Raw genomic sequence first — 10538 nt, forward strand, 5'->3', positions numbered from 1 at the left:
CTCCTGCTCGCGGCCCTGGCCGCGGTCGTCCCCCGGGGCCGCAGCAGGAACTGGCGCCCCCCGACAGCCTTCTAGCGACGTACCCGCGGGGGCGACGGGGGTTCTCCCGCCCGAGCGACGCCGACGGTGGGGGAGGGTGCGCGGTGGGGACCCGCCTGCTCGAGCGAGGCCGGGAGTGGCGGAGGCAGCCCGCGAACGCCGGGCGCCGCGCCCCCCACCGGCCGGTCGCACGGGGACCCGGTCCAGGCAGGAGCCCCTCACGACGCGTCCCCCACAAGGCCCGTCTGCACCTGCACGGTCTTGCGGCGGGCGATCCGAATCGCCGCCCCGGAATCAGCTCCCGCCCCTTCACGCTCCCGAAGAGGTACCCCTCGCTGGGCGGACACGACATCAACAGCCCAGGCGTGTTGACCTCCTGCAACCTGCGCAGCAACGCCTCGTTGAGACCACGCCCGGCGCCCGCCGAGGACCGCGCCACCACCAGGTGCAGCCCCACCTCGTGCCCCAGCGCCAGATGGTCCAGCAGCGGAGCGAACGGCTGCGTCATCGGTCCGCCGCCCACCATGTCGTAGTCGTCTACCAGGATGAACAGCCGCGGCCCCTGCCACCAGTCGCACAACCGCATCCGTGACGGAGCGATGTCCTCACCCGGAACCCGCTGCTTGACCGCCCGCGCCACCCCGTCCACCAGGTCCCGCAGCATGTCCAGGGAGACGGCGTGCCCCAGCTGGTACGCCTTGGGAACGCTCTCCACCAGCTCCCGCCGGTAGTCCACCGTCATGATCCGCGCCTCGGCCGGCGTGTACCGCTCGGTGACGCCCCGCGCGACCAGCTTCAGCAGGTTCGTCTTGCCGCTCTCCGTGTCGCCCACCACGATCAGATGCGGGCTCTCCGTGAAGTCGTGCCACACCGGCGCCAGTTCGTTCTCGTCCAGGCCGATGGCGATCCGCAGACCGTTCTCGCCCTCCGGCTCCGGCAGTTCCCCGACCGGCAGCTTCGCCGGCAGCATCCGCACCCGCGGAGCGGTCGGCCCCGCCCAGTTCTCGGCGATCGCGGCGACCAGACCCGCGACCCCGTCCGCCAGGTCGTCGGCGTCCTCGACCCCGTCGACGCGCGGCAGCGCCGACAGATAGTGCAGCTTGTCCGAGGTCAGCCCCCGCCCCGCGCTGCGCGGGACCGTCGCCGCCTTGCGGGAGTCGATCTGGGAGTCCATCGGATCACCCATCCGCAGCTCCAGCCGGGTCCCGGTCTGGTCGCGCACCGAGGACGACAGCTCCACCCAACGGGCCGTGGTGATCAGCAGGTGGACCCCGTAGTTGAGACCGCGGGCGGCCAGCGCGTTGAAGGTGGGGATGTGCCGGTCGAAGTCCTGGCGCACGGTGGCCCAGCCGTCGATCGCGAGGAACACGTCCCCGTGCGGCTCGTCGGGGAACTCGCCCGCCGCGCGCCGCTTGCGGTACGTGGCCATGGAGTCGACGCCGTGCTCCAGGAAGAACCGCTCCCGCCTGGCGAGCAGCGTGGTGACCTCCGCGATCGTACGGCCCACGCGCTCGGTGTCCACCCGCGCCGCGACCCCGCTCATGTGGGGCATCCCGGCGAGCGCGGCCAGCGTGCCGCCGCCGAAGTCCAGGCAGTAGAACTGCACTTCGCGCGGTGTGTGGGTGAGGGCCAGCGCGGTGATCAGGGTCCGCAGCAGGGTGCTCTTGCCGCTCTGCGGGCCCCCGGCGATGGCCACATGGCCGCCGGCCGCCGACAGGTCCACGGTCAGCAGATCGCGCAACTGGTCGAAGGGGCGGTCCACGACGCCCACCGGCACCGTGAGCCGGCCCCGCAGCGGCCAGTCCGCCGTGGTCAGGCCGTACCGCGGATCAGGTGTCAGCGGGGGCAGGATCTGGTCCAGGGTGGCCGGCCGGCCCAGCGGCGGCAGCCACACCTGGTGAGCGGGCGGGCCCGAACCACGCAGCCGGTCGAGCGCCACCGACAGCAGGGTCTCCCCGCCGTCGTCCCCCTCGTTGTCAGGCTCCGGCCCGTCCGGGTCGCCCGCGAGGGCCGGTCCGCGGGTGCGCGGGGTACCACCCACTCCGCCGTCCACGGCACCACCTGACGCGCCACCTGTGCCTGTACGACCGCCCGGCGCCGCTGGTACGGCCCCGACACGTACGCGGCCCGGAACCGGGTGAGCGCGTCGACGCCGCTCTTGAGGAAACCGGCACCCGGCTGCGCGGGCAGCTCATAGGCGTCCGGCACGCCCAGCACGCCACGGCTCTCCATCGCGGAGAACGTCCGCAGACCGATCCGGTACGACAGGTGGCTCTCCAGCTGGTGCATGCGGCCCTCGTCCAACCGCTGCGAGGCCAGCAGCAGATGGACCCCGAGACTGCGCCCGAGCCGGCCGATCATCACGAACAGCTCCATGAAGTCGCGGTGCGAGGCCAGCAGTTCGCTGAACTCGTCGACCACCACGAACAGGCTGGGCAGCGGCTGCAACGGTGCACCGGACTGCCGCGCCTTCTCGTACTCCAGCGCGGAGGTGTAATTGCCGGCCGCGCGCAACAGCTCCTGTCGACGGATCAGCTCCCCGTGCAGGGCGTCCTGCATCCGCGCGACCAGCGCCACCTCGTCGGCGAGGTTGGTGATGACCGCCGAGGTGTGCGGCAGTTCGTCCAGACCGAGGAAGGTGGCACCGCCCTTGAAGTCGACGAGGACGAAGTTCAGCGTCTCGGAGGAGTTGGTCAGCGCCAGCGCCAGTACCAGGGTGCGCAGCAGTTCGCTCTTGCCGGATCCGGTGGCGCCGATGAGCATGCCGTGCGGCCCCGTACCGCCCTGGGCGGACTCCTTGATGTCCAGCTCCACGGGCCTGCCCTCACCGCTCACCGCGATCGGCACCCGCAACCGGGCACTGCCCGTCGACCGCTCCCACAGCGTGGCCGGGTCGTGCCGGTGCAGATCGGGGATGTTCAGCAGCGACGTCAGCTCGACGTCGTTGGCGAGCGGCTTGGAGTCGTCGCCGCCCACACTCATCCGGTACGGCGCCAGCAGCCGGGCGAGCGCCAGCGCCCCCACCGTGCCCAGCCGGTCGGGCCTGCCGAGCACCGTCGACTGCTCCTTGCGGTCGCGGTCGGTGCGGACCAGCGCGACACCGTCGTCGTCCACCTCCAGGCGCAGAGTGGTCCGCCCCGGCTTCCACGCGAGCGCACCGGTGACGTCGAGCACCACCGCGTTGCGGAAGCCGTGTCCGTCGAAGCGGTGCCCCGCCGGCACCGTGCAGCCGTCGATCACGACGACCGTGTACGGCTCCTCGCGTCCCGGCACCGCGTCCGGGTCGGCGGCCGGCCGCTCCAGGAACTCCGCGCCGAGCAGGCTCTCCAGCTCGGCGAAGGCCGAGGCGATCATGCGGGCCGGTCCGGCGCCGTCCTCCTCGTGCCGGTGCAGACTGTGCGGCAGCCACTTCGTCCACTCCCACTGCGAACGCCGCTCGTCCGAGACACACAGGGCGATCCACAGGTCGTCGGGGGAATGGAACACCGCCAACTGCGCGAGCAGCGCCCGCACCTGAGCCCGTATCCGCTCCTCGTCCCCACGGAACAGCACCTTCGACCAGGCCCGCAGATAGATGGCGATGGGCTGGTCCCGGACGGTGGAGTAGGCCCGGGTGAAGCTGCGCAGCGCGTGCGCCGACAGCGGCTCCAGGTCCTCGACGGGCTTGGTCGACAGCGGCGTCAGCTTCATCGCGAGACGCTGGTCGCCCACGCCCATCCGCACCTCGGCGAAGTCCTCGTCCGACGCCCGGCGTTCCCACAGCCGGGTGCTGCGCGCCAGCGACGACAGCGCGTCGGGCTCGGGATGACGCCAGGAGAGGGCGCGTTGCTGCTCCACGATGGACGCCCGCACCATGCGCCTGGTCTGCCGCAGGTACCGCAGGTAGTCGCGGCGCTCGCCCTTCATCCGCTGTTTGCGCTCGCCGTTGCGGCGCATGACCTGGCCGAGCATCATCCCCGCCGAGGCGACGACCATCACGCCGAGTGCGAGGTAGATGAATCCGCCGCTGCTCTGGCTCATCCCCGGCCGCATGAACATCAGCATCATGGAGACCGACATCAGCGCCATCGGCAGATACGTCCACACCGCGGAACTGTCCGGCACGACTTCGGGAAGCGTGGGCGGCTCCTGAAGGCTCAGTTCCCCCGACGGCATTTCCGGACCTTTACGACGGGCCGGCCGGCGGAACAGGATCACGCTCAACGAACGTCCTCCTCAATGATTTCGGAAGAATTCCGGGGGAACCCCGCGGGAACGTCGCGGGTCTTCTGGCAAAGAGGTCGCGGGTCTACTGGCAAAGCGTCAGGGTCCCGCGCCACGGCGGCGGGACAATTTCCCTGGAGTTCCCTGACGCTGAACTCCAGGAGTGGTGTTGCGAAAAGCCCCGGCGTACGGTCAAACTCGTCGGCGCATGCCCTGTCCGAGCATTTCGTCGCGTTCGGCGACCGACCGGTGTGCCTGCCACCTTCCAGCCACCGCGCATCCCGTGGCCCGCCAGAAAGTGTGAACCCCGAATCCATGACTGAGATGCAGACGGCAAACCTGTGCCGCGTCACCGTACGGGCCCCGGCCAGGACCGTCGACCTGGCCGTGCCCTCCGACGTCCCCATCGCCGACCTGCTGCCCACAGTGATCGGCTACGGAGGGGACGACCTGGAGGAATCCGGCCTGGAGCACGGAGGTTGGGTGCTCCAACGCCTCGGCGGTCCACCGCTCGACCCCGAGAGTACCTTGGACTCCCTCGGTCTGCGGGACGGAGAGGAGCTTTACCTGCGACCGCGCACCGAGGCGCTCCCCGAGGTGCACATCGACGACCTGGTCGACGGCATCGCCGACGGCATGGGCCGCAGACCGCACGGCTGGAGCGCCCAGGCAGGCCGGCGTCTGCTGCGCGGACTGGCCGCGTCCACCCTCGCGCTGGGCATCGTGCTGCTGGCCATGCCGGGAACCGCGGGCTGGATACGGGCCGTCGCCGCCTCGGCCGCAGGACTGCTGCTGATCGCCGGCGCGGCTCCGCCTCCCGCGCCGTCGGGGACGCCGGAGCCGGCTCGGTGCTCGGCCTGATGGCGGCCCCCTACTTCGCCCTGGCGGGCTGGCTGCTGCCCGGCGGCGACCTGGGCGGCGCCGACGGCGAGGCCGTCCTCGGCGCCCGGCTGCTGGCGGCGTCCGCGGCCGGCGGCGCGGGCGCGGTGCTCGCGCTGGCCGCGGTCGGTGTCCACCCCGCGCTGTTCATGGGCGCGGCCTGTGTCGCTGCGGCGGGCGCGCTCGGTGCAGCCCTGATCACTGTGGACCTGGCACCGGAGCAGGCGGCCGGTGTGGTGGCCGTCGTGGTGGTGCTCTTCGGCGGGTTCGTCCCGACCCTGTCGTTCCGGCTGGCCGGCATGCGGATGCCACCCCTGCCGACCAACGTCCAGCAACTGCAGCAGGGCATCGACCCGTACTCCTCCTCGGACGTCGACGCGCGCTCCGCGCTGGCGGACGGCTGGATGACCGCCCTCTACGGCGCCATCGGCCTGGTCTGTCTGCCCTGCCAGGTGGCGCTCATGGCCGTGCCGGACCTCGCCGAGGTCCTCACCGTCGTGGCCCTCTCGCTCCTGCTGCTGCTGCACAGCCGGGGGCTGGGCAACGTCTGGCAGCGGCTGGCGCTGACCGCCGCCGGGGCCTGGGGCGTGATCCTGCTGCTGTTCGTCGCCGCGCGCTCCCTCGCCCCGCTGGACCGGCTGACCCTGACGGCCGGCGTGCTGGGGCTGGCCGCCGCGATCACCATCGCCTCATGGACCGTGCCCGGACGGCGACTCGTCCCGTACTGGGGGCGGGCGGCCGAACTGCTGCACTCACTCGCCGCCATCAGCATCCTGCCGCTGACGCTCTGGTCGATGGGTGTCTACGGCCGGCTCCGCGGCATCAACGGCTGACCCGGGAGAACGGCGACCATGCACAGCAAACGCGACCAAGTACAGGCGCACCTCTTCATCATGGGGCGGCTGGCCTCGGCCATGCTGCGCGCCGAGCCGGACTCCCCGGAGAGCCCGCTGGGCCGGACCAACCGCGGCGCCGCGATCGGCGTGATCATCGCCGTGCTGGTGTGCGCCGGCGCCTTCGTCTTCGGACTCATCAGACCCGGTGGCAACGACTCGTGGCGCTCGGGGGAGAACCTGATCGTCGACAAGCAGACCGGCGCGCGCTACCTGTACCTGGACGGCCGACTGCGCCCGGTGCGCAACTACGCGTCGGCCCGGCTGGTGACCGGCGGAGATGTCGGCGTCACGACCGTGCGCACATCCTCACTGGCCGGAACCCCGCACGGCACGCCCATCGGCATCCCCGACGGGCCCGAGGCGCTGCCGGGCACTGACGACCTGGACCGCACGCCGTGGCTGGTGTGCTCCGGGATCCTCCCGCGGACGACGGGCGTCGTCGCGGCGACCACGACGCTCGCCCTCGGCACCGGCGCCGCGCAGGACGTGCCCGGCGGCAGGCAACTGGGCGAGAACGAAGGCCTGCTGGTCACCGGCCCGGACGACGCCACCTATGTGTTGTGGCAGGGCGGCCGGCTGCGCCTGGACGAGCGGGCGAAGGCGGCCGAGGCGCTCGGCTACGGCGACGTCGTCCCGCGACCCGTCTCCGCGGCGTTCCTCGACGCCTTCCCGCTGGGGCCCGACCTCGCGCCCGCCGACGTCCCCGGCAGGGGCGGGAAGGGCCCCGAGCTGGCCGGACGGAGCACCAGGATCGGCCAGCTCTTCAAGGTCGACGTACCCGGCTCCTCCCCCCGCCATCACCTGCTCACAAGGGAGGGCCTCATCCCCCTCACCGACACCGGCGCCACCCTCCTGCTGGGCGACCCGCAAACGCGTGAGAAGGCGTACGGCGGGGAAGCCGCGACCGTGGCGACGCTCGGTGCGGACACCCTGGCCGGGCACCTCGCTCCCGACGCGCGCGCCTCGGGCTCGGCGAAGCTGCCCGAGAAGCCCCCGAAAGCGGTCACCGTCGACACCGGCTCCGTGGCCTGCGCCGAGGTCGACTCAGCGAACTCCGGTGTGCGGGTGGGCACCTCGGTGCTGCCCGAGGACGCACTGCCCCCGGCCGTGCAGGCGCCGGCCCCCGAGGTCGAACCCGGCTGCCTGAAGGTCGACTCCATCGCCGTACGGGCGGGGAAGGGCGCGCTCGTCAGGGCGTTGAGCGCGAGCGGCAGCGCACTGGGCGACACCACGTATCTGGTGACGGACGAGGGCGTGAAATACCGGCTGCTGTCCCAGGAGGCGGTGAAGGCGCTGGGCTACGAGGGCACCGAAGCGCGGACGATGCCGTCCCCGATGCTGGCCATGCTGCCCAGCGGACCGGATCTGACCCCCGAAGCGGCGTCCGAGGGCGAAGCACGGGTGACGCTGCGGTGCCCTGGGCAGTAGCGGGCGGGAGGGAGAGGGCGGGGCCGGGAGGGAAGAGGCCGGGGCCGCCGGAGGCCGTCCGGAAGGGAAATTCTTGGCGTCCACGTGGTCACCTCCCGTTAAGCCGGGCAGCCGACGGCGTCCGACGGACGGTGTCGGCTGCCCGATCTGTCCGCCGCATTCCCCGTGCCGCTCACTTGAGCGGCATGAATTCCGGATTCTTGCTCAATTGAGCCCGGAATAGGGGACGCCGAGGTTCCACGGGCAATTGCCAAACAAGTTGGGGCCTGCATAGCATCTGGCCATCCCATGGCCCTGCGAGTCGGTCACGCTCGCCGGGGCGCTCTGTCTGCCCGCAGGGTGACATGGGGGCCGCAGCCCGGTGAGTTCCGCCGAAAGGGAGTTTCCTTACATGGCCATGCAGCAGTCCGAAGAAAACGCGACCCGTAACGGAATCATGGCGCTGGAACAGGCCTTCACCGGTGTTCAGCGCTGCCAGCAGGACGTCCAGTCCACCTCGCACACGCTCGCCTCGAACTACGGCGGCGTCGACGGCGGCAAGTACAAGAAGTTGCTGGAGCAGTGGGACGAGCACGTCGACACCATTCTGATCAACCTGGACCGGATGGTGGACGAGCTGAACGGAACCCTCAAGGAGCACGGGCTGGTGCAGGGGTCCACCAGTGACGCGATCGACGCGGAGTACTCACGCTCCACGCAGGTGTTCGACGAGCTCAACGGCACCAACACGTCGTCGAACTGACCCCGACGCACCCAGCGGACCCCAGACCCTTCAACTCCCGTAGTTCTCCGGTGAATCGAGGAATCCGATGGACTTCTCCGACGGCTACATCTACGTCGACTACAACCATGCCGAAGGCGCGTCCGAGGACATGGTCGGCCAGTCCCAGGCGATCATGAGCATTCTGGCCAATCTGGAGATGGAACTGGCCGAACTCCGGAACAGCTGGATCGGTGACGACCGGGACGTCTACAGCGACGTCCAGGCGAAGTGGGACAACGCTGTCGAGAACATCAAGAACCTGCTCGCCAACCACTCCGGGCTGCTCACCGAGATCTCCTCCAACTACCGCTACACGGAGCAGAACCTGTCGCAGCGGTGGGGCGACATCAGGATCGGCGGCCGCTGACGCCGGCCGGTGACGGAAGGGTGATCACGTGGCCGTCACGGTCCTCGACAGCACGTTCCTGAAGAACTTCATCAACAACCAGATCGACGGCTTCCGTACGACGCTGGAGAACATCCTCAAGGACAGTCCGACCGCCGGACCGGCCATCTCGTTCATCGCGGACAGCATCTCGACCACGACGATCGACTCCGCGAAGCCGCTGGTCATCGGCCTCATGGCCGGCGAGAACAGCGCGGTCGGCGGGGGTGCCCTGAACAAGGTCATCCAGCAGGGCGCGGGTGAGGTCGTGCGCATCCTCGAGGACCAGACGGTCCTCTTCGAGGACCTCGAGCAGGCGTTGTGGGACACCATCGACGAACTGGCCAAGAGCCAGGGGAAGAACCTCGAGAACATCACCGCGGACGATTTCATGGACATCTTCGAGGATGTCGACAGTGATCTCGACAATCCGGGTGCTACCGAAGAGAAAGAGTAGCGGAGTTCGGCGATGGCCAACCCCGAGGACAACAACAACGACAACTGGAAGAAAGCGGTTGACCTGCTCACCGGCTATGTACTGCCGGAGCGGAAAACGTTGTTCGACGATCTGAAGGGTAACGACGGCATCCCGCTGATGCACGTCCGGCTGGACAAACACGGGGGCCCGGAGTACGCGTCGGGCTTCCTGTCATCGAGCGGATGGAAGACGCACAACACCGACTACACCATCCCGTTCTACCGCCCCAGCGACGACTCCCAGGACGTGTCCCCGGGGAAGTACCTCTACCGGTACCGCGCCCACATCACCTTCCTCGCGTCCGGCCAGGCCCTGCCGCCGAGCGGGGACGACGTGATCCCGGACTACACGAAGACGAGCGAGCGCCTGAAGGACAAGGGCGGCTGGAACAAGGAGGGCGAGAAGCTCGACTGGAACACCAACGCGCTGGTCCGGTACGTCTACGGAGCCAAGGACGCCCTCTCGCAGATCACCATGTGGCCCTACTCGACCCACGGCTTCAAGAACCGCGGCTACCCGGTGAACGATGCCGACTACGTCGACCTGCGCACCTTCACGGAAGCGGCCAAGGCCTTCGACCGGGTGGTCAAGTTCTTCGAGGACAGCGCGGGCACCGTCGGCAAGTGGGACACCGAGGACATCGGAGAGGGCAGCGACTCCTGGGACGGCACGTCGGCCGCCATCTTCAAGCAGCTCATCCACAAACTGGCCCGGAACTACGAGGGCTACGCCGACCAGCTCAACGGCAAGGGCGGCGACAGCAGCGCCGTCACCGTCGACGGTGTGACGGTGACCTCCGAGCCGGCCCGGGCGCTGGCCGAGGCCCAGGGAGTTCTCCTCGCCCAGGCGCAGAAGCTCTACGACGCCTGGGAGGCGTGGAAGGCCGAGAGCAATCCGCAGCGCTGGCTGTACGACATGCTGCAGAACGCCCGGCTGACCCTCTTCGACACCCAGTACGACAAGACGGACATCGAGACGGTGTCCAGCGGCGGGCCGTACGCCACGTGGCACAACTACGTGGTGTCGACCACCGGTTTCCAGAACGACATCGTCATCGAGGGCAAGTCGTACGGCAAGCCGAGCGAGATGACCACGTGGAAGGCGATCGCCGACGAGGCGGTGCGCCGTTGGGAGCAGTCCGTGCAGGACTGGCTCAGTACGGCGGGCGCCGAGGCCATTGTCGACATCCACAAGGCATTCAAGGCCGCCGAGAAGGCGTTCGACACCAGCATCACCGACAAGGACGACCGTCCCCTCTCCGAGATCTCCGCCGAGGCGGAGGCCGATGCCGAGAAGAAAAAGGCGGCGGCTGAAGCGGCGGCCGCGAAGGCGGAGGCCGAGAAGGAGAAGGCCGAGGCCAAGGCGGAGGCGGAGAGGGAGAAGGCGGAGGCCAAGGCCGAGCGGGACCGCGAGAAGGCGGAGGCCGAGAAGGAGAAGGCCGAGGCCAAGGCGGAGGCGGAGAGGGAG

5 protein-coding genes and 2 pseudogenes are annotated in these 10538 nt (G+C 69.9%); 6 read left to right on the top strand and 1 reads right to left on the bottom strand.

From position 1 onward, the window contains the following. Positions 1–257: 257 nt before the first annotated feature. A pseudogene (eccCa, locus tag BM536_RS36990) lies at positions 258–4242 on the bottom strand (type VII secretion protein EccCa). Between the two features lie 315 nt (positions 4243–4557). Between eccCa and eccD the strand changes: the two are divergent. The 6 genes and pseudogenes from eccD to BM536_RS37020 form a co-directional block, all read left to right on the top strand. Beyond that, a pseudogene (eccD, locus tag BM536_RS36995) lies at positions 4558–5954 on the top strand (type VII secretion integral membrane protein EccD). An 18-nt stretch (positions 5955–5972) separates the two neighbouring features. Then, positions 5973–7445 carry a type VII secretion protein EccB gene (gene eccB, locus BM536_RS37000; protein WP_073497752.1) on the top strand — a complete coding sequence of 491 codons (1473 nt, stop codon included), beginning with the start codon at positions 5973–5975 and terminating at the stop codon, positions 7443–7445. 391 nt (positions 7446–7836) lie between these two features. Next, positions 7837–8187, top strand: coding sequence for a hypothetical protein (locus tag BM536_RS37005; RefSeq protein ID WP_073497754.1), 351 nt, complete (start codon positions 7837–7839; stop codon positions 8185–8187). A gap of 67 nt (positions 8188–8254) precedes the next feature. Then, the gene (locus BM536_RS37010) at positions 8255–8575 is read left to right on the top strand and encodes a WXG100 family type VII secretion target (protein ID WP_073497756.1); all 321 of its coding nucleotides are present in this window, start codon (positions 8255–8257) and stop codon (positions 8573–8575) included. A gap of 28 nt (positions 8576–8603) precedes the next feature. Further along, on the top strand, positions 8604–9050 hold the full coding sequence (locus tag BM536_RS37015; RefSeq protein WP_073497758.1) for a type VII secretion system-associated protein: 447 nt from the start codon (positions 8604–8606) through the stop codon (positions 9048–9050). Positions 9051–9062: 12 nt separating this feature from the next. Further along, on the top strand, positions 9063–10538 hold a 1476-nt coding region (locus BM536_RS37020), incomplete at its 3' end, for an AAWKG family protein (protein ID WP_170109986.1).

It is taken from the genome of Streptomyces phaeoluteigriseus (assembly GCF_001896135.2).
Lineage (GTDB): Bacteria > Actinomycetota > Actinomycetes > Streptomycetales > Streptomycetaceae > Streptomyces > Streptomyces phaeoluteigriseus.